Here is a 22785-nt window from a genome sequence, read left to right on the forward strand (position 1 = left end):
CCCCTGGGTCAAAAATGTGGGAGGGGGCTTGCCCCCGATGGTGGTGGGTCAGCCCCAGGTGTATTCATTGACACTCCCTCATCGGGGGCAAGCCCCCTCCAACATTTTTGACCGAGGTGTTTCAGGTCAGGTAGGGCGCAGGCGCAGGATTTGCGCGCCGTCGAACGGGTCTGTGAGGTAATGCCCCTGCACCCCGAATGTCTCTTGCAGGCGCTCTGGCGTCAGCACCTCCAACGGCGTACCCAGCGCCACCAATCGTCCGCGATCCAGCACGGCCAGGCGATTACAGGTCAGCGCCTGGTTCAGGTCATGCAGGGCAATCAAGGTGGTCACCGGCAAGCCTTGCACGCCTTTCAAGATCGCCAGTTGATGCTGGATATCCAGGTGATTCGTCGGCTCATCCAGCAACAGAATCCGCGGTCGTTGCGCCAGGGCTCGGGCGATGTGCACGCGTTGGCGTTCGCCGCCGGAGAGGCTGCGCCAGGCACGGTGGCTCAGGTGGGTGGCGTCTACGTCGTGCAGGGCCTGGCGGACGATGGCGTCGTCTTCGCTAGACCACGGGCTCAGCGCCGACAGCCATGGCGTGCGGCCCAGGGCCACGGCGTCGAACACGCGGATGGCATCGTCAGTGTCAGCCTGCTGTTCCACCACCGCCAGCTGTTGCGCGATGGCGCGGCGCGACAGCTCACCCAGGCGCTTGGCGCCCAGGCGTACTTCACCACTGGCCGGGGCGCGTAAGCCGGCGAGCAATTTGAGCAGGGTGGATTTGCCCGAGCCGTTGGGCCCGACGATGCCGAGGGTTTCCCCTTGCTGCACGTCCAGGTGAACATCGCGCAGCAACTCAGCGTCACGCACCTTGAAACCCAGGCCGGTGCAACTGAGCACACTCATCGCGCGTTCCTGCGGCCAATCAGGATCAGCGCAAACACCGGTGCGCCCACCAACGCCGTGACCACACCGACGGGAATCACCTGGCCCTTGATCAAGGTGCGCGACAGCACATCGGCCGCAATCAAGAACAACGCGCCGCCAAGAGCGCTCGCCGGCAGCAACCGCGAATGCCCGGTGCCCAGCAGCAGGCGCACCGCATGGGGAATCACCAGGCCGACAAAACCGATGGAGCCAACGATGGACACCATCACCGCCGTCACCAGCGCAGCGCAGGCCACCAGCACAAACTGCACGCGACGCACCGGGATGCCCAGGGACGCCGCCGAGTCGCTGCCGAAGGTAAAGGCATCCAATGCGCGACGATGCCACAGGCACACCGCCAGCCCAACGATCGCCACCGGCACCGCCAGCCACACCGACGGCCAGCGCACGCCGCTGAGGTTGCCCAGCAGCCAGAACATAATGCCGCGGGCTTGCTCGGAGCTGGCTGACTTGGTGATCAGGAACGCGGTCAAGGCATTGAACAATTGCGAGCCGGCGATGCCCGCGAGGATGATCTGCCCGGTGCCGCTGGACGAGCCACTGGCCCGCGCCAGCAGGATCACCAGCGCAAACGCTGCCATTGCCCCTACAAATGCCCCCGCCGACAGCGACACCAGCCCGCCGCCCACACCAATCAAGGCGACCAGGACCGCGCCGGTCGACGCGCCGGCACTGATGCCGAGCAAGTAAGGATCAGCCAGCGGGTTACGCAGCAACGATTGCAGGATCACGCCACAGGTCGCCAACCCCGCACCGCAGGCAGCGGCCACCAGGGCGCGGGTCAGGCGGTAGTTCCACACCACGCCTTCATCGATGGGGTCGAGCACGAAGCCCGCGGCCCACAGCTTGTTGGCGAGCACCTTGAGCACCACCTGTGGCGAGATGGCGGTCTCGCCGATGGCCACGCCGGCGAGCAGGGCGAGCAACAGCAGTGTGAGGGCGAGCAGGGTCCGTATCATTTCGGCAGGTCGTAGCCGTCGATGGCGGCGGCCAGTTGTTCCAGGCCATCGAAGGTGCGCAGGCTGGCCTGCAGCGCCAGGGCATCGAGGATGATGATGCGGTTGTTTTTCACCGCGTCCATGTTGCGGGTCACCGGGTCGTTGCGCAGGAAGGCGAGTTTCTTCTCGTGGTCGTCGGCGGGGTAGCGGCGCCGATCCATGCGTGCGATCACCAGGAACGTCGGGTTGGCCTTGGCAATGGTTTCCCAGCCGACGGCGGGCCATTCTTCATCGGACTGCACCACATTGCGCAGGCCGAGGGTTTGCAACATGAACTGCGGAATACCCTTGTGCCCGGCCACGTACGGATCGCTGGCCATTTCGGCGCTGGAGAACCACACCAGCGCGCTGGCTTGCTTCAAGCCTTTGCCTTGCGCGGTGGCGATGGACTTGGCCAGGCGCGCCTGTAGTTCGTCGTTGAGCTGCTGGCCGCGATCCTGGACGTCGAAAATCTGCGCCAGTTGGCGGATGCTTTTATAAATCGTGTCGATGCGGAACGGCTCCAGCCGCGTGCCGTCGGCACCTACCAGGTTGTCCTTGCCTTCGCAGTCCGAGGGCAGCAGGTAGGTGGGGATCTGCAGCTCATGGAATTGCTCGCGGGTGCCGACCACGCCTTGTGGCCCCACCACCCATTCCAGCTCGGCGGCCACCAGTTGCGGGCGCTTGGCGATCACCGCTTCGAAGCTCGGCTCGTTGTTGGCCAGGCGCTCGATGGTGGCGTCCTGTGCCTTGTACTGCGCCAACACGTTGTTGAACCACAGCGAAGTGCCAACCACTTTATCGCCCACGCCCAAGGCGTAGAGCATCTCGGTGGCGGCCTGGCCGATGGTTACGCTGCGTGCAGGCGCGTGCTGGAAGGTCAGGGTACTGCCGCAGTTTTCCAGGGTCAGCGGGTAATGGGTGGGCGTGGCCTGGGCCATTGCACAGGCACCCAAGCCTGCGATCAGGGCGGTAACGCGTGGCAGCATGGGGTGATCTCCGAGTGCAGCAGGGGCGGTACGGCTCGGAAATACAGCCTCGAACGCTGCCGATCGGGCAGGCAAGGATGTCCTTCCCGGACACCCCGCCGGTTAGTGGTTTTGCTGGGCCGGCAGGTCTCCTGACTGATGCGTCGTCGCCTCGCTCCCGCCTTCCCGGACAGGGTCCAGTGGCAGTGGGGAGCAGGCTCGGCACCTACAGTTGCGGGGGCAGTTTCGATTGACGTCGCGGGCGGCGTTTCGAATTCCCTATTAGTCCCATACGGGAACCGGCGGCGGTATGGTAAGCGATCACCCCCTGTAGGAGCGAGCTTGCTCGCGAAGGTCGTCAACGATAACGCGGGAAACCTGATACGCCGCAGCGCTCTCAGGTGCTTCGCGAGCAAGCTCGCTCCTACAATGGGCCGCTCTCAGAGTCGTATGTCTTGGGGGCCGCGGATCAGCGCTTCAATCCGCGTACCTGTCGCACGTTCTTCATTGCTGAACCCGTCATAGTCGGCCAGGTTGGCGAAGCGGATGCCGGTCAGTTGCTCGATCTGGATCACGCTGCGCTGGTAGGTGCGAAGCTGGCCGAACACCAGGTCGAGCTGCCCCAGCTCACGGCTTTGGTCGATCATGTAGGCGCTGGCGGAGGGTTTGCCATCGTCGCCGAGGTAGGCCACAACTTTCCAGAACGCCTTGGGGATTTTCACCCCACGATAAAGTCGGTCGTCATCGGCGAATACCGGGCCGGTAAACACCGTGGCCCGGGCTTTCCAGCGTTGGGTGTTGTCAAGAATGTAGTCTTCGAGTTCCAGCCAGGTCTTCTGGTTGAAGCCGCTCATTTGCGGCGAGCAGTTGGTGAAATGGAAGGTGTCGAAGTTGGCGGTGTTGGCCTCCTCGCCCCAGTTGGGGTCCTGGCGCCGCACCAGGTGGCCGCGGTCCAGGCCATTGCTGGCGTAGAGGTCTTCACCTACCTGCGCATCCAGGGGCAGGCGACCATCGTAGGCCCAAGTGTCGTTGCTGCGCGTGATGTCCACATGCTTTGAGCCGTCGATATTCACCCCCACGTAGAGCGCCAGTCGTCGGGAACGCGACATAGTGATGGAGAAATGCGTGTAGTCCAGGCGCTTGGGTTGCACGTCGCTCGACAGTGGCTCGCCGACCGTGGGCCATGGCACCACGAAGTCGCTGAGGAAATCATGGGCATAGCCATCGCGGTTTTTGAGGTCCTTGGCCGCGGTGACGCGCGGTGTCGCGGTTCTGGCTTCCAGCAGGGTGGGGCTGAGCGCGACCAATGGGCGCAGGTCGGAAAGCCTGGGGCGGTGGGAAAGGTCGATTTTGGCTGTGCGGGCGGGCATGGGCATGTTCCTTATGGGCCTCGGATAAACACCACTGCAACACAAACTCATGACAATTTGGCCCAGGTGGCGAACACAGGGCTATCCTGAAACCGCTACCGGACGTTCATCACACGCCAAAAAGGAGCCAGCTTATGTGTGTTCGCCAGCCGCGCAACCCGATTTTCTGTCTGATCCCACCCTATATGCTCGACCAGATCGCCCGCCACGGGGATAAAGCCCAACGGGAAGTCGCATTACGCACTCGCGCCAAGGACAGCACGTTCCGCTCGTTGCGCATGGTCGCGGTACCCGCCAAGGGCCCAGCCCGCATGGCGTTGGCCATGGGCGCCGAGAAACAGCGCTCGATCTACAGCGCTGAAAACACCGACAGCCTGCCTGGCAAGCTGATCCGCGGCGAAGGGCAACCGGCCAGTGGCGATGCCGCGGTGGACGAAGCCTATGAAGGCTTGGGCGCGACCTTCGATTTTTTCGACCAGGTATTCGACCGCAATTCCATCGACGATGCCGGCATGGCCCTGGACGCCACGGTGCACTTCGGCCAGGACTATAACAACGCGTTCTGGAATTCGACCCAGATGGTCTTCGGCGACGGTGACCAGCAGTTATTCAATCGCTTCACCGTGGCGCTCGACGTGATTGGCCATGAGTTGGCCCATGGCGTTACCGAGGATGAGGCCAAGCTGATGTACTTCAACCAGTCCGGCGCGTTGAACGAGTCGCTGTCCGACGTGTTCGGTTCACTGATCAAGCAGTATGCGTTGAAGCAAACCGCCGAGGAGGCTGATTGGTTGATCGGCAAAGGGTTGTTCACCAAGAAGATCAAGGGCACCGCTCTGCGCTCGATGAAAGCCCCAGGCACTGCGTTTGATGACAAGCTGCTGGGCAAGGACCCGCAGCCGGGTCACATGGATGATTTTGTACAGACATACGAGGACAATGGCGGGGTGCATATCAATTCCGGCATTCCCAACCACGCGTTCTATCAGGTGGCGACCAAGATTGGCGGGTTCGCCTGGGAGCGTGCAGGGCGCATCTGGTATGACGCACTGCGGGATGCGCGGCTGCGACCGAACTCGGGGTTCCTGCGTTTTGCGCGTATTACCTATGATGTGGCCGGGGGTCTTTACGGCGCGAACAAGGATGAACAGAAAGCGGTCAAGGAGGGGTGGAAAGCCGTGGGCATCAATGTTTGACCAGCCGCTTGGGCGGCGAGGAACAGCCATGCGAATCTCAATCAAGGAAAGCGGTGGGCCGGCGTTTTTTCCGGGGCTGGCCAAGCCGCGTACGGTAGAGCTGGAGAAGCTACCCGAGCCGGACCAGCAGGAATTGCGGCAACTGATCGAAGCTTCGGATTTTTTTCAGTTGCCACAAAGCACCGTGCCCGAAGCCGGTAACCCCGACCGAGTGCACTACACCCTGACAGTGGCGGAGGGCGAGCGTGAGCACACGGTCTGTGTGCTCGCGCCGGTGAAGTCGCAGGCGTTGGAAGGGTTGGTGCAATGCGTGCGACGGCACATCCGCAGTTGATGCACGACTGGGGTTGCTGCGCAGTCGCCCCTGTCTGGCTATTTGCGATCCAGCCACACTGTCTGCGCATTGCAGAACTCGCGTACGCCGAAGTGCGACAGCTCGCGGCCGAACCCGCTTTTCTTCACACCGCCAAACGCCACCCGAGGGTCTGACACGCTGAACGCGTTGACGAATATCCCGCCGGTGTCCAGTTGCTCGGCAATATCGCGGGCCTTGGCTGAGTCGGTGGTGAAGATGCTGGCGGTGAGGCCAAACTCGCTGTCATTGGCCAGGGCCACAGCATGCTCGGCATCGCGGGCGGTGATGATCGACGCCACGGGGCCGAACAGTTCCTGTCTGAACGAGGTCATCTGATCGGTGACGCCGGCCAGCACGGTCGGTTCGTAGTAATTGCCCGCGCCTGGGACTTTGTTGCCGCCCAGCAGCAGGGTCGCGCCTTCTTCCAGGGTCGCCTGGACCTGGCCGTGCAGTTCGTCGCGCAGGTCGAAGCGGGCCATGGGGCCGATATAGGTAGTGGTCAATGTCGGGTCGCCCATCACCAGGGCGCGGCTGGCCTCAAGGAATTTGGCAGTGAAGGCTTCTACCACCCCAGCTTCAATGATCAGGCGCTTGGCGGCGGCGCAGACTTGGCCGCTGTTCTGGAATCGGCCGATCACGGCCGCTTGCACAGCAGCGTCGAGGTCAGCGTCGTTGAGCACGATAAACGGGTCGGAGCCGCCCAGTTCCAGCACGCATTTCTTCAATGCTGCGCCGGCCTGGGAGCCAATGGCGATACCGGCGCGCACGCTGCCGGTGAGGGTCACGGCGGCGATGCGCGGGTCGGCGATGGCGCTGGACACGCCGTCCTGGGTCACGTTGATCACTTCGAACACGCCTTCAGCGAAACCGGCTGTGCGCAACGCCTGCTGGATCAGATAGGCACTGCCCATCACGTTCGGCGCGTGTTTGAGCACGTAGGTGTTGCCGGCGAGCAAGGTCGGCACGGCGCCGCGCAGCACCTGCCAGACCGGGAAGTTCCACGGCATCACCGCGAGGATCGGGCCCAGCGGGCGGTATTCGATCCGGGCGCTGCCGTTGTCTACCAGGGTCGGCTCAGGGGCGAGCATGGCCGGGCCATGAGCGGCGTACCACTCGCTGAGTTGGGCGCATTTTTCGATCTCGGCGCGGGCCTGGGCGATGGGCTTTCCCATTTCCAGGGTGATCATTTGCGCCATGGCTTCGGCTTGCCCGCGCAAGGCGGCGGCCAGGGCCAGCAGCAATTCTGCGCGTTGGCTGACCGGCTGGCGGCGCCAAGTGCGGAACGCGCTGGCCGAACGGGTGAGGGCGGCGTCCAACTGTGCCGCGGTTTCATAGGTATAGCTGGCGACTGTTTCGCCATTGGCGGGGTTGATCGACAAGGCGTGGGTCTGGTGGGTCATTGCGTTCATGGCACCGTCCGGCTGAATAAGTGGAATGGGGCCAGCGTACGGGGCTGTATCTTTTCTGGAAACTGAATAATATTAAGCAATACATTCACGATTGGAGAATGATGTGGATCTGGTGCAGCTGGAAATTTTCAAGGCCGTTGCCGAGCAAGGCAGCATCAGCGCTGCCGCGCAGCTGATTCATCGGGTGCCGTCAAACCTCACCACGCGCATCAAGCAATTGGAACAGGACCTGGGCGTGGAGTTGTTTATCCGCGAGAAAAGCCGTTTGCGCCTGTCCCCGGCCGGTTGGAATTTCCTCGGTTATACGCGGCGTATTCTCGACCTGGTGCAAGAGGCCCGCGCTACGGTGGCGGGGGAGGAGCCCCAAGGTGCGTTTGCCCTGGGCTCCCTGGAGAGCACGGCAGCGGTGCGCATCCCCGCCTTGCTGGCGGCGTATAACCAGCAGTACACCAAGGTCGAGCTGGACCTGAGTACGGGACCGTCGGGCACCATGATTGAAGGCGTGTTGTCCGGGCGGCTGACTGCGGCTTTCGTTGACGGACCGGTGCTGCATTCCACCCTGGAAGGCGTGGCGGTGTTCGAAGAGGAGATGGTGGTGATTGCGCCGCTGCATCACGCGCCGATCACCCGCGGGCAGGATGTGAATGGCGAAAACATCTATACGTTTCGCTCCAACTGTTCGTACCGGCACCACTTCGAGCGCTGGTTCTCACAGGATGGCGCGATGCCGGGCAAGATCTTCGAGATCGAGTCCTACCACGGCATGCTTGCCTGCGTCAGCGCCGGGGCCGGGCTGGCGCTGATGCCGCGCAGCATGCTTGAGAGTATGCCGGGGTGTGCGGCGGTGAGTGTGTGGCCGTTGACGGACAGCTTCCGCTTACTGAATACCTGGCTGATCTGGCGCCGGGGCACTGTGTCACAGAGCCTGAACAGTTTCGTAAAACTGCTGGAAGAACGCGGCCTGGCAGCCGCCTGAGTTCAATGTGGGAGGGGGCTTGCTCCCGATAGCGATGTTTCAGCTAACGAATACTTGGCTGAAAGAATGCAATCGGGAGCAAGTCGAATCGTCGCACCGCCCCTCCCACATTTTGTTCTTCATCAGCCGCCAAATTGGAAGGTGCCCATGGCCAATTTGGCCATGATCGCCGTCGCACCCAGTTGCACCAGCCACAACGCCAGACCACCGAGGAACACCCCCAGCGCCACTTGCAGCACCAGGCTCTTCTGGCGTTTGGCTTGCGGTGCACGTGGGGCGTAATCGTGCAATTCGTCGCGGTCGGCACGCAGATCCAGGTCGTCGTTTCTCATAGGGCTCTCACAGCAAAGGGGCGGTCAAGGTTCAGTCTAGGGGCTGGGCACAAAAAAGGGGAAGCCATGGCTTCCCCTTCTGTGCAACGCCAGCAGGTTTACAGCACCTGAACGATTGCTTGTGTGACCGCACCAATGTTCGACTGGTTCAGCGCCGCCACACAGATACGCCCGGTATCCAGTGCGTAGATGCCAAACTCGGTGCGCAGGCGGGTGACTTGCTCAACGGTCAGGCCGGAGTAGGAGAACATCCCACGCTGACGACCGACGAAGCTGAAATCATGACCTGGAGCCGCCTTGGCCAGCTCAGCCACCATCTGTTCGCGCATGCCGCGGATGCGCAAGCGCATTTCAGCCAGTTCGGCTTCCCACTGGGCACGCAGTTCAGGGTTGTTCAGCACAGCTGCAACGATGGCCGCGCCGTGGGTCGGCGGGTTGGAGTAGTTGGTGCGGATCACACGCTTGACCTGAGACAGGATGCGCGCGCTTTCTTCCTTGGACTCGCTGACGATCGACAGCGCGCCCACGCGCTCGCCGTACAAGGAGAACGACTTGGAGAACGAGCTGGACACAAAGAAAGTCAGGCCCGATTCAGCGAACAGACGTACGGCAGCGGCGTCTTCGTGGATGCCATCGCCAAAGCCCTGATAGGCCATGTCGAGGAACGGCACCAGGTTCTTGGCCTTGACCACCTCCAGCACGTTTTGCCAGTCGGCCGGGCTCAGGTCGACGCCGGTCGGGTTATGGCAGCAGGCGTGCAGCACCACGATGGATTGCGGGGGCAAAGCGTTGAGGTCTTCGAGCAGGCCGGCACGGTTGACGTCGTGGGTGGCAGCGTCGTAGTAGCGGTAGGTCTGCACCGGGAAACCGGCTTTTTCGAACAGCGCCTGGTGGTTTTCCCAGCTCGGGTCGCTGATGGCGACCACGGCATTGGGCAGCAATTGCTTGAGGAAGTCAGCGCCGATTTTCAGCGCGCCAGTGCCGCCTACCGCTTGGGCGGTAATCACGCGGCCAGCGCTCAGCAGGGGGGATTCAGCGCCAAACAACAGTTTTTGCACGGCCTGGTCGTAGGCCACGATGCCGTCGATCGGCAAGTAGCCTCGGGCGGCGTGTTGCGCCACGCGAATGGCTTCCGCTTCGGCAACGGCACGCAAGAGTGGAATTTTCCCCTCCTCGTTGCAGTAAACGCCCACGCCAAGGTTGACCTTGGTGGTTCGTGTGTCGGCGTTGAATGCTTCGTTGAGGCCCAGGATTGGATCGCGTGGTGCCATTTCGACAGCGGAAAACAGGCTCATTTTTGCGGCAGCTCTATGGGGGAAGGGAGGGACGTGTCGCGCTCCAGCCGAATGCACTAGAGCGGTGCACAAACGGGGAGCTAGTATAGAGGCCATCACGGCTGAGGGCGACAACCGAAACGGCTTTTCGGCGATGTTTTTCGGTTTATTTGTTGACCGTTAGTCTTATTGCAACATTGAAGGGAAAGGTCTTGTAGGAGGATAGCCTTGAAACCCATCACATTCGTCACCACTTCTACAGCTATCATGGTTTTTTCCTGCAACCTGCGATGATTAATCGCGGGTTGCTGAGCTATTTCGTCCCTGGCGGTGTTGAGTCTGGGGTGACTACACGAGGTACGTTATGTCGGATTTCCAGCTCGTCACCCGTTTTGAACCCGCCGGCGATCAGCCGGAAGCCATTCGCCTGATGGTCGAAGGCATCGAGGCCGGCCTGTCCCATCAGACGCTGCTCGGGGTGACCGGTTCAGGCAAGACCTTCAGCATCGCCAACGTGATCGCCCAGATCAACCGCCCGACCCTGGTGCTGGCGCCGAACAAGACCCTGGCCGCGCAGCTGTATGGCGAGTTCAAGGCGTTCTTCCCGAACAACGCGGTGGAGTACTTCGTTTCCTACTACGACTACTACCAGCCCGAAGCCTACGTGCCGTCCTCCGATACCTTTATCGAGAAGGATGCATCGATCAACGACCATATCGAACAGATGCGGCTGTCGGCGACCAAGGCCTTGCTGGAGCGCAAGGACGCGATCATCGTGACCACGGTGTCGTGCATCTACGGCCTGGGCAGCCCGGAAACCTATCTGAAGATGGTGCTGCACGTCGACCGCGGCGACAAACTCGACCAGCGCGAACTGCTGCGGCGCCTGGCGAGCCTGCAATACACCCGCAACGACATGGACTTCGCCCGCGCCACCTTCCGGGTGCGCGGCGATGTGATCGATATCTACCCGGCGGAATCCGACCTGGAAGCGATTCGCATCGAGCTGTTCGACGATGAAGTCGAAAGCCTGTCGGCCTTCGACCCGTTGACCGGCGAAGTGATCCGCAAGTTGCCACGCTTCACTTTCTACCCGAAAAGCCACTACGTGACCCCGCGGGAAACCCTGATGGGCGCCATCGAGGGTATCAAGGTCGAGCTGGCCGAGCGCCTGGAATACCTGCGTTCCAACAACAAGCTGGTGGAAGCCCAGCGCCTGGAGCAGCGCACCCGCTTCGACCTGGAGATGATCCTGGAGCTGGGCTACTGCAACGGCATCGAAAACTACTCGCGCTACCTTTCGGGTCGCGAGTCCGGTGCGCCGCCGCCAACCCTCTACGATTACCTGCCGCCGGACGCCTTGCTGGTGATCGACGAGTCCCACGTCAGCGTGCCGCAGGTGGGCGCCATGTATAAGGGCGACCGTTCGCGTAAAGAGACTTTGGTGGAATACGGTTTCCGCCTGCCGTCGGCACTGGACAACCGACCGATGCGCTTCGATGAATGGGAGGCCATCAGCCCGCAGACCATCTTTGTGTCCGCCACGCCCGGTAACTATGAAGCCGAGCATGCCGGCCGCGTAATCGAGCAGCTGGTGCGTCCGACTGGCCTGGTGGACCCGGAAATCGAAATCCGCCCGGCGCTGACCCAGGTCGATGACTTGCTCTCGGAGATCAACAAGCGTGTCGCCCTGGAAGAGCGCGTACTGGTCACCACCCTGACCAAGCGCATGTCCGAAGACTTGACCGACTACCTGGCCGACCATGGCGTGCGCGTGCGCTATCTGCACTCGGACATCGACACCGTGGAGCGCGTGGAAATCATCCGCGACCTGCGCCTGGGTACCTTCGATGTGCTGGTGGGCATCAACCTGCTGCGCGAAGGCCTGGACATGCCGGAAGTGTCGCTGGTGGCGATTCTCGATGCGGACAAGGAGGGCTTCCTGCGCTCCGAACGCTCGCTGATCCAGACCATCGGCCGTGCGGCGCGTAACCTCAATGGCCGGGCGATTCTGTACGCGGACCGCATCACTGGCTCCATGGAGCGGGCGATTGGCGAAACCCAGCGGCGTCGCGACAAGCAGATCGCGTTCAACCTGGAAAACGGCATCATCCCCAAAGGCGTGTTCAAGGACGTTGCCGACATCATGGAAGGCGCCACCGTGCCCGGCTCGCGCAGCAAGAAGCGCAAGGGCATGGCCAAGGCCGCCGAAGAAAGCGCCAAGTACGAGAACGAACTGCGTTCGCCGAGTGAAATCACCAAGCGCATTCGACAACTGGAAGAGAAGATGTACCAGTTGGCGCGGGATCTTGAGTTCGAGGCGGCGGCACAGACGCGGGATGAGATTGGCAAGTTGCGTGAGCGCCTGCTGACGGTCTGATTTGCGCTGGCTTTACTGGCCTCATCGGGCATAGGTATCTACACAACTTCGTAGCAGCAGACCGTAACCACGATGCGCAGCGAGCCGCTCCTGATCTTGATCTGCTTTTGATTTTGATCTCAGGCGCCCCGTTAAACCACGCTGGCCGGAATTCGACAGGGATTTGGGGGGTAAACCGGCAGGGATGCCGGTTTAGCCGCCCCGCGCCATGGATGGCGCGTGGCGGCGGCCCCCCAAATCCATGGCGGATTACGGGCACACCGAGCCTGGGCGAGGTGCCGAGTGGTGGGGCAAGAGCGTTTGGTTACTTTGCGCTTTTCAAAGTGACCCGCTGTAAAAGCGGAACCAATAGTGGCCGTTGCCCAAATAACGGATATGTACTCGGTCTGATCCAACATTCTGGTCGGCTGTCAGGCCGCCATCGGGGGCAAGCCCCCTCCCACATTTGGATCGCGGTGCATCAGTTAGATAGCTATAAGCTCCCTTGCCAGAGAAGCAGTGGTGTACCAAAGTTGTGTAGATACCTATGCTCATCGGGGGCAAGCCCCCTCCCACATGTTGATTTGTGAATACAGTCAAATGTGGGAGGGGGCTTGCCCCCGATGGCCGCGCCGCGGTTTTCCAGAAATCCCCCAGGCTGTTACCATTCGCCCCTTGCTTCAATTTTCAGTTTTATCGCCCATTCGAGACCTGCCATGACCACCGTCCGCACGCGCATTGCGCCATCGCCTACTGGGGATCCCCACGTCGGTACTGCCTACATCGCCTTGTTCAACTACTGCTTTGCCAAGCAGCACGGCGGTGAATTCATCCTGCGGATCGAAGATACCGACCAACTGCGTTCCACCCGTGAGTCGGAGCAGCAGATTTTCGACGCCCTGCGCTGGTTGGGTATTACCTGGGCCGAAGGCCCGGACGTCGGCGGCCCCCACGGCCCGTACCGCCAGAGCGAGCGCAGCGACATCTACAAGCAGTACACCCAGCAACTGGTCGACATGGGCCATGCCTTCCCGTGCTTCTGCACCGCAGAAGAGCTGGACCAGATGCGCGCCGAGCAACAGGCCCGTGGCGAAACCCCACGCTACGATGGCCGTGCGTTGTTGCTGTCCAAGGAAGAAGTGGCTGCACGCCTGGCGGCTGGCGAACCTCACGTGATACGCATGAAAGTGCCGAGCGAGGGAGTGTGCGTGGTACCGGACATGCTGCGCGGCGACGTCGAGATCCCGTGGGATCGCATGGACATGCAGGTGCTGATGAAGACCGACGGCCTGCCGACGTACTTCCTGGCCAACGTGGTCGACGATCACCTGATGGGCATTACCCACGTATTGCGTGGCGAAGAGTGGCTGCCCTCGGCGCCGAAGCTGATCCTGCTGTACGAGTACTTTGGCTGGGAACAACCGCAGCTGTGCTACATGCCGCTGCTGCGTAACCCGGACAAGAGCAAGCTGTCCAAGCGCAAGAACCCGACCTCGGTAACCTTCTATGAGCGCATGGGCTTCATGCCCGAGGCGATGCTCAACTATCTGGGCCGCATGGGCTGGTCCATGCCGGACGAGCGTGAGAAGTTCTCGCTGCAGGAAATGGTCGACAACTTCGACCTGTCCCGCGTTTCCCTGGGCGGGCCGATCTTCGATATCGAGAAGCTGTCGTGGCTCAATGGCCAGTGGCTGCGTGACCTGCCGGTGGAAGAGTTCGCCAGCCGTGTGCAGCAGTGGGCGTTGAACCCTGAGTACATGATGAAGATCGCGCCATTGGTGCAGGGCAGGGTAGAGACCTTCAGCCAGGTCGCACCGTTGGCCAGTTTCTTCTTCGCCGGGGGCGTGAACCCGGATGCCAAGTTGTTTGAGTCGAAGAAGCTTTCGGCTGACCAGGTTCGCCAACTGATGCAGTTGATCCTGTGGAAGCTCGAAAGCCTGCGCCAGTGGGAGAAGGACGCCATCACCGCGACGATCCAGGCGGTAGTGGAATCCCTGGAGTTGAAACTGCGCGACGCCATGCCCCTGATGTTTGCCGCGATCACCGGGCAGGCCAGTTCGGTGTCGGTGCTCGATGCGATGGAAATCCTTGGGCCGGACCTGACCCGTTTCCGTCTTCGCCAAGCCCTTGATTTGCTTGGTGGTGTGTCGAAGAAAGAAAACAAGGAATGGGAAAAACTGCTGGGCGCCATCGCGTAATCAGGCCGCTGCAGTGACAAAACCCCGGTTTTCCGGGGTTTTGTCGGTAAGTGATTGTTATCCCGGCAAAAAATTTTGGAAAATGTTGAAAATAAATTTGACACCTTTCCAAACCGCCATTAAGATTCGCCCCGTCCTCACCGATGAGGGGCTATAGCTCAGCTGGGAGAGCGCTTGCATGGCATGCAAGAGGTCAACGGTTCGATCCCGTTTAGCTCCACCAATCTACAGGTTCAAGGTCTGGCCACACCGGCCTTGAATCGATCAGGTCTCAGCCCTGATCAGTTGTACAGAAGGTTTTGTCCCCTTCGTCTAGTGGCCTAGGACACCGCCCTTTCACGGCGGTAACAGGGGTTCGAGTCCCCTAGGGGACGCCAGTTTCAACAAGCAGCTCGCAAGGTCTGCTGCGCCGCGAGGCGAAAAATCCGGGGCTATAGCTCAGCTGGGAGAGCGCTTGCATGGCATGCAAGAGGTCAACGGTTCGATCCCGTTTAGCTCCACCAATTTACAGGTTCAAGGTTTGGCCACACCGGCCTTGAATCGATCAGGTCTCAGCCCTGATCAATGTACAGAAGGTTTGTGTCCCCTTCGTCTAGTGGCCTAGGACACCGCCCTTTCACGGCGGTAACAGGGGTTCGAGTCCCCTAGGGGACGCCACGATTACCCGCTTTGCGGGATTTTTAAGGGTCATTCAATTATTGAATGGCCCTTTTGTTTGTCTGGCGTTTGGCCAATCCTCTCCCCAATCCCATTCCTGTGTACTGACCAATGGTCATGCCGGTCGCTTGCCAAATATTATTATGGTAATAATATTCAACCCATGAGAGACGGAGGCAAGTATGAGCGATAAAAAAGCCCAGACCCGCGAGCGTATTTTGCAGGCTGCCAGCGCGGCGTTGATCCAGCGTGGCCCGGCTGAGCCGAGCGTGGGCGAAGTCATGGGGGCGGCGGGGCTGACGGTCGGTGGTTTCTATGCGCACTTTGAAAGCAAGGACGCCTTGATGCTCGAGGCGTTCACCCAGCTGTTGGCCAAGCGTCGCGCGTCCATTGACGACATGGACTCCCAACTGACCGGTGAAGAACGCAGGGCGCTGGTGGCGGCGTTTTATCTGTCGCGCAAGCATCGCGACTCCACCACCCAGGCTTGCCCGATCCCGGCGACGGTGGGCGAGATGAGCCGCCTGCCCGATGAATTCCGCCAGGCGCTGAATGAGCACTGCGAGCTGATGGCTGCACAGCTGGCGGCCAGCCCTGAGGACACTGACAAAGCCCTGGCGGACATGGCGCTGATGATCGGCGGCCTGGCCTTGGCGCGTGCCCTTGGCCCGGGTGAGTTGTCTGACCGGGTGCTGCGCGCTGCCAAGTCGGCCGTACGCTAGAAGAGGGCTGGATGATGGGCACGTTAACCTGGACTCGTCGCTTCAACGGCACCCTGGGGCATCTGGCGCCGCAAACCGTGGCCAACAGGATGCGACGTGTGTTCATGACGCCGCGAGACCTGCCGCCACGAGCCTGGGAGCTGCCGCTGTTGGCGCAATCGGAGCGCATTACTTTGCGCTTTGGCTTGTCCGCCCTGCGCTGGGGCCAGGGCCCTGCGGTGCTGTTGATGCACGGCTGGGAAGGTCGGCCCACCCAGTTCGCCAGCCTGATCACTGCGTTGGTGGATAACGGTTATTCAGTGATTGCCCTCGATGGTCCAGCCCATGGCCGTTCGCCGGGGCGTGAAGCCCATGTGCTGCTGTTTGCCCGCGCCATGCTCGAGGCCGCTGCCGAGTTGCCGCCGCTGCATGCGGTAATCGGCCATTCCATGGGCGGCGCCAGTGCGATGCTGGCGGTGCAGCTGGGGCTGCGTACCGAGGCGTTGGTGAGTATTGCCGCACCGTCGCGTTTTCTGGATGTGCTGCGCGGCTTCACCCACATGGTCGGTTTGCCGTCGCGGGCGCGGGCGGCGTTTATCCGGGAGGTGGAACTGACGTTCGGTATGCCGCTCAAGCACCTCGATGTGGCTCACTACCAGATGAATATTCCCGGCCTGATCGTGCATGCCGAAGACGACACCTTCGTGCCGGTCAAGGCGGCGCAAGCCATCCATGACGCGTGGTTCGACAGCCGCCTGCTGCGTATAGAGGCAGGTGGGCATCAGAAAGTGCTGGCCGACCCAAGGGTGATCGATGCGGTACTCGTGCTGTTGGCTGGCCGCCTACAGGAACGGCAAATCGCCTGATACACTGCCCCGCCGACATTAATCGACTGGAGCAAGGCATGGGCTGGGACCTGGAAACGCCGTTTATCATCGATCTGCAGGTCGCGCCTGAGGACATCGACGGCCTCGGGCACGCCAATAACGCAGTGTACGTGTCCTGGCTGGAGCGTTGTGCCTGGCGCCATTCCCAGCGCCTGGGGCTGGACCTCACCGAATACCGGCGTCTGGATCGTGCCATGGCCGTGGTGCGACACGAGATCGATTACCTGGCGGCCGGCTATGAAGCGGATGAGCTGCAACTGGCCACCTGGATCGTCGATTGGGACCAGCGCCTGAAAATGACCCGTCGTTTCCAGCTGGTACGCCCCCGTGATGGCGCAACCCTGCTGCGTGCGCAAACCACCTTTGTGTGCATCGAGCTGTCCAGCGGCAAGCCCAAGCGTATGCCCGCCGAGTTTATTGAAGGTTATGGCCCCGCCCTGACCGGGGGTTAACGGTTACCGCAGGAAACCCAGTAAACTGCGCCACGATTTTTGTTGAGTGTTTTCCATGCAAATTGCCTTGGCGCCCATGGAGGGGTTGGTCGACAACATCCTGCGGGACGTGTTGACCCGCGTGGGCGGTATTGACTGGTGCGTGACCGAGTTCATCCGCGTCAACGACCGCCTGCTCACCCCTGCCTATTTCCATAAGCTCGCTCCGGAACTGCTGCACGGTGCCCATACGGCGGCAGGTGTACCGCTGCGTGTGCAACTGCTCGGCTCCGACCCGGTATGCCTGGCAGAAAATGCCGCCCTGGCCTGCGAGTTGGGCTCTGAAGTCATCGACTTGAACTTCGGTTGCCCGGCCAAGACCGTGAACAAATCCCGTGGTGGTGCGGTGCTGCTCAAGGAGCCGGAACTGCTCAACCAGATTGTCGAACACGTGCGCCGCGCCGTGCCTGCCCATATTCCGGTCACCGCCAAGATGCGCCTGGGCTTCGACAGCCCGGACGGGGCGTTGGTGTGCGCCACGGCCCTGGCCGAGGGTGGTGCTGCGCATATCGTGGTGCATGCGCGTACCAAAGCCGATGGTTACAAGCCGCCGGCCCATTGGGAGTGGATCCCGCGGGTGCAGGAGGTGGTCAAGGTGCCGGTGTTTGCCAACGGCGATATCTGGAGCGTCGAAGACTGGAAGCGTTGTCGCGAAATCAGTGGTGCCGAAGACATCATGCTGGGCCGTGGCTTGGTGGCGCGCCCTGACTTGGCGCGGCAGATCGTAGCCGCGAAGGCGGGCGAGGACGTGGTCGAAATGACCTGGGCGCAGATGCAGCCGATGCTGCAGGAATTCTGGCGCCAATCGGTGGCACAACTGACTGAAAAGCAGGCGCCCGGCCGCTTGAAGCAATGGCTGGCGATGCTGACACGCAATTACCCGGAGGCGGTGGAACTGTTCACGGCCCTGCGCCGTGAGACGCAATTGGAGCAGGTCAGTCGCCTATTGGGCATGCAGCACCCAGTCCCGTTGGATTGAACCAATTAAGTAAGTTTTACATGTACCTGACAGGGCTCTATTGGAGCCCTTTCTCTCGTGTGCGCTAAATACCATAAAAACGCAGCTGGAAGTTGCTTGAATATTATCGACTGTTTACATTTCAGCAGTTTATTAACGTATGTAAGGCTCGAAGTTAGTCAGCAGCGGCCTGGCGCAAGGACTTCAAGGGCACAGGCGAGGAGGGACACCCTTCAGTGCCTGTTGATGTCTTTATATGAGAAACGATTTCGGGAACTCGAAAGGCGGATTCTCCACGAATAGATGGACTGGGTGACACTGTTGTTCCAGTTCATAAAAATCAATCAATACCCGCACTGGAGCAGGGGCGGACGAGCGCCCCGAGACTGTGTATGAGCGGGCTTGGTTAAAATTTTAAGAAAAGCAGGCACCTTCGGGAACTCTGTATCCGTGGGATGCCTGTGTGTGGAGAAGTATATGTCTATCCATTCAATTAACAATATTGCGCGTATTGTAGATTTCAATAAGTTCGGTGATCTGGCTGAGGCGAGTAATAAGTCAAGCCCAGCGCTATGGTCTGGCAGTGAGGGTATTAAGCGCGATGTACGCGTTCCTGTCAGCGCGGTGTCGGAAAGCAAAATCGAAACTGACAAGTTGCCGGAAGTTCTTACTGCGTTGCGTTCAATTTCTTTTCAGTTACAAGCATTGATATCTGATCGAAGAGATAGACGGGCCCAGGTACGTCCTGATGCACCTGCTCCTTCCGTAGAGGTTACCCCGCAGGTGATGCCAGAACCTGTCGCCCCCAAACCAGGTTCAGCACTGGAGATCCAGGGGCTTTCCAGCAAGCGAAATGGCGCCAAGCCTGACAACATCTGGAGCGGGTTTCGCCAAGGCCCGGATGGCAACTGTGTGACGGTATCGGCCATTAAGGCGGCGATGTATCGATTTGGCCAGAGCCCCACGGATATTTTCAAGGAAGTGACCAAAACCAGTGGCGGCTACCAGGTGGTCATGCGGGATGACTTCAAGCTCACCCTGACCGACCGGGAGCTCGCCGAAGGAGCGCGAGGTGCGCGGTTTGTCGGCGCGGACAAGGGGATGCTCAAGGATGCGCAGTTTCTGTTCGCGGTCAGTGCCAAGCGTGCGCAGATGGAAAACAATGATCGTACGGCGGGCCGAAGCTTCCAGGCGGCGATCCGCAGTTTGAATAATGGCGAGGACGAGACCGGGCCGGGTGAAGGGTTCATGCGGCTGGGGTTGAAGAAGCATATGAAAAAGGTTTCTGTACGCGACCTTGCTAACGGGCAACTGGGTATGTGTAACCGGGCCATGCATTCGGTGGCCGTCATCAATGGCCGCGAAGAATTATGGGGGCGCCAAGGTTCGGCCCCTACGCGAGGTCAGGCCGTTGCGCTGATGTGATCGCTACTCCAGCAGTCGCCTGAACCCCTCTATCGGTAACGGCCGGCTGTGCAAATAACCCTGGAATAAATGGCAGCCCAGCTGTTGCAGGAACGCCAGTTGTTCCGGGGTTTCCACGCCCTCGGCAATCACCTCCAGGTTCAAGCTGCGCGCCATGGCCACAATGGCACGGATAATTTCCGCATCATTCGGGTCGTGAGTCGCATCGCGTACGAACGACTGATCGATTTTCAATGCATCCACCGGCAGGCGCTTGAGGTAGGTCAGGGATGAGTAGCCGGTGCCGAAATCATCCATTGCGAAGCTCACGCCTAGCTTTTTCAGGCGGCGCATCTTCGCCACGGTATCGTCAAGGTTCTGGATGACAATGCCTTCGGTGATCTCCAGTTTCAGCAGGCTGAAGGGCAGTTGATGCTGTTCGAGGCTGCGTTCCACCCGCTCCACAAAATCATTTTGGCGAAACTGCCGTGGGCTGATGTTCACGCACAGGCTGAAATTGAGCGGGTCCACCAGGCCGTCGGCAATCAATTGTGCGAAGGCGCCGCAGGCTTCATCGAGAATCCAGGTGCCGACTTCCAGAATCAGGCCACTGTCTTCCAAAACCTTGATAAATTCCGTTGGCGACTGCGCCCCCAGTTGCGGATGCTGCCAGCGCACCAGGGCCTCGGCACCGACAATCCTGTTGCCACGGGCGTCTATTTGAGGCTGGTAATGCACGCTGAACTCGCCGCGTGACAAAGCCAGGCGCAGGTCGGTTTCCATACGCAGGCGCTCGCTGGCGGTTTTTTGCATGCTGTTGTGGAACATCTGCGTGGTATTGCGCCCTGAATCCTTGGCGCGGTACAGGGCGATGTCGGCACGCTTGAGCAGGTCGGCCGGTGTGCTGCCATGGTCGGGAATCAGCGCCACGCCGATGCTCGGCGTGACCTGCAGCCGATGGCCGTCGAGGAACATCGGTTCCGAAAGTAACTCGCGAAGAGTGTCGGCCAATGCTTGCACCTGGCTGCTGACGGCCTGGCGCGAACCCTCCAGGCCGCTGAGCAGCACCACGAACTCATCGCCGCCCAGGCGTGCCACGGTGTCTTCCATGCGTACGCTGGCTTCCAGGCGTGCGGTGACAATTTTTAGTACGGTGTCGCCCACCGGATGGCCGAGGGAGTCGTTGATGTGCTTGAAGTGGTCGAGGTCAAGAAACAGCAGGGCGCCGCGCAAATTGTGGCGTTTGAGCAAGGCGATCTGCTGGCTCAGGCGATCCATCAGCAGCGCACGGTTGGGCAGGTTGGTGAGCGGGTCGTGGTACGCCAGGTGACGGATCTGCGCCTGGGCGTTTTTCAACAGGCTGACGTCCCGTGCGGTCAGCAGCAGGCATGGGGTTTCATTCAAGGTGATCGGCTCAACCGAAACCTCTACCGCCAACACCTCGCCACGTTTGTTGTGCCAGAGCATTTCCAGATGATGAATGCGGCCCTTGATCTGCAGCTCGGCCAGCAGGGCGGCGCGCTGGTTTTCATCGGCCCAGATGCCGATCTGGTAGAGGGTCAGGCCGATCACTTCCTCGGTGCGGTAACCGGTCAGGCGGCAAAAACCATCATTGACCTCCACATAACGGCCGCTGTCGCGTTCGGTGATGGAAATCGCGTCGGGGCTGGAGTGGAATGCCTTGGCGAATTTCTCTTCACTGGCCTTGAGCGCGGCTTCCGAGCGTTGCTGCTGGGTGATATCGCGCAGCGTGGTGACGATGCACGACTGGTCGCTGACCTTGATCAAGCGGCTGGAAATCACGCAGGTCAGGCTTTGGCCGTCCTTGTGATGCACTACGACGGCTACGTTGCTCAGGGCCTGTTCGCGAATCACCTGCTCGATGCGTTGCAGGCGCTTGCTGGAGTCGTCCCACAGGCCGATCTGCTCGGCGCTTCTGTCGATCACTTCGGCGGCGGTAAAGCCGAAGGTCTGGGTGAACGCGGGGTTGATCTCGATAAAGGCGCCGCTCTCCAGGTCGGTCACGCAGATCGGGTCGGGACTGGCCTGGAACAAGCTGGCGAATTTTTCTTCGGAAGCTGTGAGCCGTTGCTCGCGCTCGACCTGGTCGGTGATATCCAGCAACGTGCCGGCCATGCGCAAGGGGTGGCCGGACTCGTCGCGATACAGGCGCGCACGGCTTTCCAGGTAGCGTGGGCTGCCGTCCTCCATCAGCACGCGATAGGTCAACTGATAGTTGCCACCCGGACCTTCGCGCAAGCTGCGGTAGGCGTTGCGCATGCCCTCGCGATCTGCATCGGACATGCCTTCGAAAAACGCATCGAAGGACTCGTGGAACGGTGCCGGGTCCAGGCCGTGTAATTGCGCGGCGCGAGCCGAGCCGTAGAGCATGCCGCTGGGTATGTGCCAATCCCAGGTGCCCAGCTGTGCCGAATCCAGGGCCAGGTCCAGGCGTTCCTGGCTGTCCTTGAGCGCTTGTTCGGCATTTTTGCGCTCAGTGGTGTCCAGGAACGTGCTGATCAGGTAAGCCTCGCCTTCCAGCTCAACCTTTTGGGCGCTGAGCGTGCCGTCGTGGATCTGGCCGTTGCTGGCGCAGAACTGCACCTCCATGGTCATGGGCTCGCCCTTGCGTTGGGTGGCCTTGACCAGCAGTGCGCGTTGTTCAGGATCGCGCCACAAGCCCAGCTCCAGGGTGGTGCGGCCGATGGCGTCGGCCACCGGCCAGCCGAACAGCATTTCGAAGTACTGGTTGGCCTCGCTGATCAAGCCGTCGGCCTGGCGCGTCAGCAGCACCATGTTCGGGCACAAATGGAACAGCGTGGCGAAGCGCTTTTCTGAATGACTGAGGGCGTATTCGCGTTCGCGCTGATGCGTGATCTCACGAATCACTCCGATCATGCGGCGCCGACCCGCTTTATCTGGCGCCAGGCTGCCGCTGATCTCCAGCCAGTGCAGGCTGCCATCGGGCCACTGGATGCGGTGGTGCATGGCGCGCTCGAATGGCTCCCCGGCGAGTACCGCGTGAAAACCGCGTATTACGCGGGTTCGGTCTTCCGGTGCGAGCAGATCGAGATAGTCGAGGTCTTTGGGCAGCGGCTGGCGAGGATCAAAGCCAAATAGCGCCTGGGTGCCCCGGGACCAACTGATTTTTCCCGTATCGATTTCCCAGCACCAGGCACCCAGCCGGGCGGCATTGAGGGCCGCCAGCAACTGCGGAGCGCTGTCCCAGCTTTGTTCCGCCGCTTGAGGGTCCAGGGCGTAGATGCGGGGCAGGGGAGGTATCGGGTCGACGGGATTGCGCATTATCAAAGGGCCTTGGCTCGTTGGGAAAACAGCGCGG

Annotated in this window: 18 protein-coding genes, 4 tRNA genes, 1 pseudogene and 1 riboswitch; of the genes and pseudogenes, 15 read left to right on the top strand and 8 right to left on the bottom strand. The window is 60.9% G+C overall.

The genetic code is table 11. From position 1 onward, the window contains the following. Positions 1 to 126: 126 nt before the first annotated feature. The 3 genes from NMB39_RS09775 to NMB39_RS09785 are packed head-to-tail and all read right to left on the bottom strand — an operon-like array spanning position 127 to position 2899. Positions 127 to 891 (bottom strand): ABC transporter ATP-binding protein, encoded by a 765-nt coding sequence (locus NMB39_RS09775; RefSeq protein ID WP_057024621.1) that lies wholly within the window; start codon positions 889 to 891, stop codon positions 127 to 129. Then, on the bottom strand, positions 888 to 1892 hold the full coding sequence (locus tag NMB39_RS09780; protein ID WP_494339338.1) for a FecCD family ABC transporter permease: 1005 nt from the start codon (positions 1890 to 1892) through the stop codon (positions 888 to 890). Before NMB39_RS09780 ends, NMB39_RS09775 begins: the two co-directional genes overlap by 4 nt. Next, entirely contained in the window at positions 1889 to 2899 is a 1011-nt protein-coding gene (locus tag NMB39_RS09785; RefSeq protein ID WP_057024623.1) for an ABC transporter substrate-binding protein, read from the bottom strand. Before NMB39_RS09785 ends, NMB39_RS09780 begins: the two co-directional genes overlap by 4 nt. Before the next feature lie 104 nt (positions 2900 to 3003). Then, a riboswitch (cobalamin riboswitch) is annotated at positions 3004 to 3197 on the bottom strand. A 23-nt stretch (positions 3198 to 3220) separates the two neighbouring features. Between NMB39_RS09785 and NMB39_RS09790 the strand changes: the two are divergent. After that, positions 3221 to 3310 (top strand): annotated as a pseudogene (locus NMB39_RS09790) (outer membrane lipoprotein carrier protein LolA); the annotation flags it as partial. 8 nt (positions 3311 to 3318) lie between these two features. Here NMB39_RS09790 and NMB39_RS09795 read toward each other — a convergent pair. Further along, on the bottom strand, positions 3319 to 4248 hold the full coding sequence (locus NMB39_RS09795) for a DNA/RNA non-specific endonuclease (protein WP_494339337.1): 930 nt from the start codon (positions 4246 to 4248) through the stop codon (positions 3319 to 3321). A gap of 134 nt (positions 4249 to 4382) precedes the next feature. Between NMB39_RS09795 and NMB39_RS09800 the strand changes: the two genes are divergently transcribed. Beyond that, positions 4383 to 5444 carry a M4 family metallopeptidase gene (locus tag NMB39_RS09800; protein WP_464006325.1) on the top strand — a complete coding sequence of 354 codons (1062 nt, stop codon included), beginning with the start codon at positions 4383 to 4385 and terminating at the stop codon, positions 5442 to 5444. Positions 5445 to 5472: 28 nt separating this feature from the next. Next, positions 5473 to 5778 (top strand): protealysin inhibitor emfourin, encoded by a 306-nt coding sequence (locus tag NMB39_RS09805; RefSeq protein WP_057024626.1) that lies wholly within the window; start codon positions 5473 to 5475, stop codon positions 5776 to 5778. 38 nt (positions 5779 to 5816) lie between these two features. Here NMB39_RS09805 and NMB39_RS09810 read toward each other — a convergent pair whose 3' ends face one another. Then, positions 5817 to 7208, bottom strand: a complete 1392-nt coding sequence (locus NMB39_RS09810; RefSeq protein WP_494339336.1) for an aldehyde dehydrogenase family protein — start codon at positions 7206 to 7208, stop codon at positions 5817 to 5819. A 103-nt stretch (positions 7209 to 7311) separates the two neighbouring features. Here NMB39_RS09810 and ptrR point away from each other — a divergent pair, with 103 nt between their 5' ends. After that, entirely contained in the window at positions 7312 to 8184 is an 873-nt protein-coding gene (ptrR, locus tag NMB39_RS09815; RefSeq protein WP_046068948.1) for a putrescine utilization regulator PtrR, read from the top strand. A gap of 122 nt (positions 8185 to 8306) precedes the next feature. On the opposite strand, the gene NMB39_RS09820 is transcribed toward ptrR, so the two are convergent. Then, the gene (locus NMB39_RS09820) at positions 8307 to 8516 is read right to left on the bottom strand and encodes a hypothetical protein (RefSeq protein ID WP_043047518.1); all 210 of its coding nucleotides are present in this window, start codon (positions 8514 to 8516) and stop codon (positions 8307 to 8309) included. Between the two features lie 98 nt (positions 8517 to 8614). Further along, the gene (locus NMB39_RS09825; protein ID WP_043047517.1) at positions 8615 to 9811 is read right to left on the bottom strand and encodes an amino acid aminotransferase; all 1197 of its coding nucleotides are present in this window, start codon (positions 9809 to 9811) and stop codon (positions 8615 to 8617) included. A gap of 343 nt (positions 9812 to 10154) precedes the next feature. Here NMB39_RS09825 and uvrB point away from each other — a divergent pair, with 343 nt between their 5' ends. The 11 genes from uvrB to NMB39_RS09880 all read left to right on the top strand — a co-directional run bounded on the left by uvrB (position 10155) and on the right by NMB39_RS09880 (position 19466). Then, positions 10155 to 12170 (top strand): excinuclease ABC subunit UvrB, encoded by a 2016-nt coding sequence (gene uvrB, locus NMB39_RS09830; protein ID WP_043047516.1) that lies wholly within the window; start codon positions 10155 to 10157, stop codon positions 12168 to 12170. Between the two features lie 695 nt (positions 12171 to 12865). After that, positions 12866 to 14347 carry a glutamate--tRNA ligase gene (gene gltX, locus NMB39_RS09835; protein WP_046068947.1) on the top strand — a complete coding sequence of 494 codons (1482 nt, stop codon included), beginning with the start codon at positions 12866 to 12868 and terminating at the stop codon, positions 14345 to 14347. Between the two features lie 147 nt (positions 14348 to 14494). Beyond that, a tRNA-Ala gene (locus tag NMB39_RS09840) sits at positions 14495 to 14570 on the top strand. Positions 14571 to 14648: 78 nt separating this feature from the next. Beyond that, a tRNA-Glu gene (locus tag NMB39_RS09845) sits at positions 14649 to 14724 on the top strand. Between the two features lie 50 nt (positions 14725 to 14774). Further along, positions 14775 to 14850 (top strand) — tRNA-Ala (locus tag NMB39_RS09850). Between the two features lie 78 nt (positions 14851 to 14928). After that, positions 14929 to 15004, top strand: a tRNA-Glu gene (locus NMB39_RS09855). Positions 15005 to 15186: 182 nt separating this feature from the next. Further along, complete coding sequence (locus NMB39_RS09860; protein WP_046068946.1) at positions 15187 to 15726, top strand: TetR/AcrR family transcriptional regulator; 540 nt, start codon at positions 15187 to 15189, stop codon at positions 15724 to 15726. 14 nt (positions 15727 to 15740) lie between these two features. Continuing rightward, entirely contained in the window at positions 15741 to 16571 is an 831-nt protein-coding gene (locus NMB39_RS09865; protein ID WP_057024685.1) for an alpha/beta hydrolase, read from the top strand. 38 nt (positions 16572 to 16609) lie between these two features. Further along, complete coding sequence (locus tag NMB39_RS09870) at positions 16610 to 17044, top strand: acyl-CoA thioesterase (protein ID WP_494339335.1); 435 nt, start codon at positions 16610 to 16612, stop codon at positions 17042 to 17044. Between the two features lie 55 nt (positions 17045 to 17099). Further along, on the top strand, positions 17100 to 18062 hold the full coding sequence (locus NMB39_RS09875; RefSeq protein ID WP_057024631.1) for a tRNA dihydrouridine synthase: 963 nt from the start codon (positions 17100 to 17102) through the stop codon (positions 18060 to 18062). Positions 18063 to 18518: 456 nt separating this feature from the next. Continuing rightward, complete coding sequence (locus NMB39_RS09880) at positions 18519 to 19466, top strand: CsgG/HfaB family protein (protein ID WP_232923713.1); 948 nt, start codon at positions 18519 to 18521, stop codon at positions 19464 to 19466. Positions 19467 to 19469: 3 nt separating this feature from the next. Here the strand turns inward: NMB39_RS09880 and NMB39_RS09885 are convergent, their stop codons facing one another. Next, positions 19470 to 22748 (bottom strand): sensor domain-containing protein, encoded by a 3279-nt coding sequence (locus NMB39_RS09885; protein WP_494339334.1) that lies wholly within the window; start codon positions 22746 to 22748, stop codon positions 19470 to 19472. Positions 22749 to 22785: the final 37 nt, after the last annotated feature.

The sequence above is a fragment of the Pseudomonas sp. FBCC-B545 genome (genome assembly GCF_059134095.1).

What these genes read in the sequence shown, in the direction of transcription:
- NMB39_RS09775 (WP_057024621.1), bottom strand. Translation starts at nt 891, where the DNA reads ATGAGTGTGCTCAGTTGCACCGGCCTGGGTTTCAAGGTGCGTGACGCT.
- NMB39_RS09780 (WP_494339338.1), bottom strand. Translation starts at nt 1,892, where the DNA reads ATGATACGGACCCTGCTCGCCCTCACACTGCTGTTGCTCGCCCTGCTC.
- NMB39_RS09785 (WP_057024623.1), bottom strand. Translation starts at nt 2,899, where the DNA reads ATGCTGCCACGCGTTACCGCCCTGATCGCAGGCTTGGGTGCCTGTGCA.
- NMB39_RS09795 (WP_494339337.1), bottom strand. Translation starts at nt 4,248, where the DNA reads ATGCCCGCCCGCACAGCCAAAATCGACCTTTCCCACCGCCCCAGGCTT.
- NMB39_RS09800 (WP_464006325.1), top strand. Translation starts at nt 4,383, where the DNA reads ATGTGTGTTCGCCAGCCGCGCAACCCGATTTTCTGTCTGATCCCACCC.
- NMB39_RS09805 (WP_057024626.1), top strand. Translation starts at nt 5,473, where the DNA reads ATGCGAATCTCAATCAAGGAAAGCGGTGGGCCGGCGTTTTTTCCGGGG.
- NMB39_RS09810 (WP_494339336.1), bottom strand. Translation starts at nt 7,208, where the DNA reads ATGAACGCAATGACCCACCAGACCCACGCCTTGTCGATCAACCCCGCC.
- NMB39_RS09820 (WP_043047518.1), bottom strand. Translation starts at nt 8,516, where the DNA reads ATGAGAAACGACGACCTGGATCTGCGTGCCGACCGCGACGAATTGCAC.
- NMB39_RS09825 (WP_043047517.1), bottom strand. Translation starts at nt 9,811, where the DNA reads ATGAGCCTGTTTTCCGCTGTCGAAATGGCACCACGCGATCCAATCCTG.
- uvrB (WP_043047516.1), top strand. Translation starts at nt 10,155, where the DNA reads ATGTCGGATTTCCAGCTCGTCACCCGTTTTGAACCCGCCGGCGATCAG.
- gltX (WP_046068947.1), top strand. Translation starts at nt 12,866, where the DNA reads ATGACCACCGTCCGCACGCGCATTGCGCCATCGCCTACTGGGGATCCC.
- NMB39_RS09860 (WP_046068946.1), top strand. Translation starts at nt 15,187, where the DNA reads ATGAGCGATAAAAAAGCCCAGACCCGCGAGCGTATTTTGCAGGCTGCC.
- NMB39_RS09865 (WP_057024685.1), top strand. Translation starts at nt 15,741, where the DNA reads ATGGGCACGTTAACCTGGACTCGTCGCTTCAACGGCACCCTGGGGCAT.
- NMB39_RS09870 (WP_494339335.1), top strand. Translation starts at nt 16,610, where the DNA reads ATGGGCTGGGACCTGGAAACGCCGTTTATCATCGATCTGCAGGTCGCG.
- NMB39_RS09875 (WP_057024631.1), top strand. Translation starts at nt 17,100, where the DNA reads ATGCAAATTGCCTTGGCGCCCATGGAGGGGTTGGTCGACAACATCCTG.
- NMB39_RS09880 (WP_232923713.1), top strand. Translation starts at nt 18,519, where the DNA reads ATGTCTATCCATTCAATTAACAATATTGCGCGTATTGTAGATTTCAAT.
- NMB39_RS09885 (WP_494339334.1), bottom strand. Translation starts at nt 22,748, where the DNA reads ATGCGCAATCCCGTCGACCCGATACCTCCCCTGCCCCGCATCTACGCC.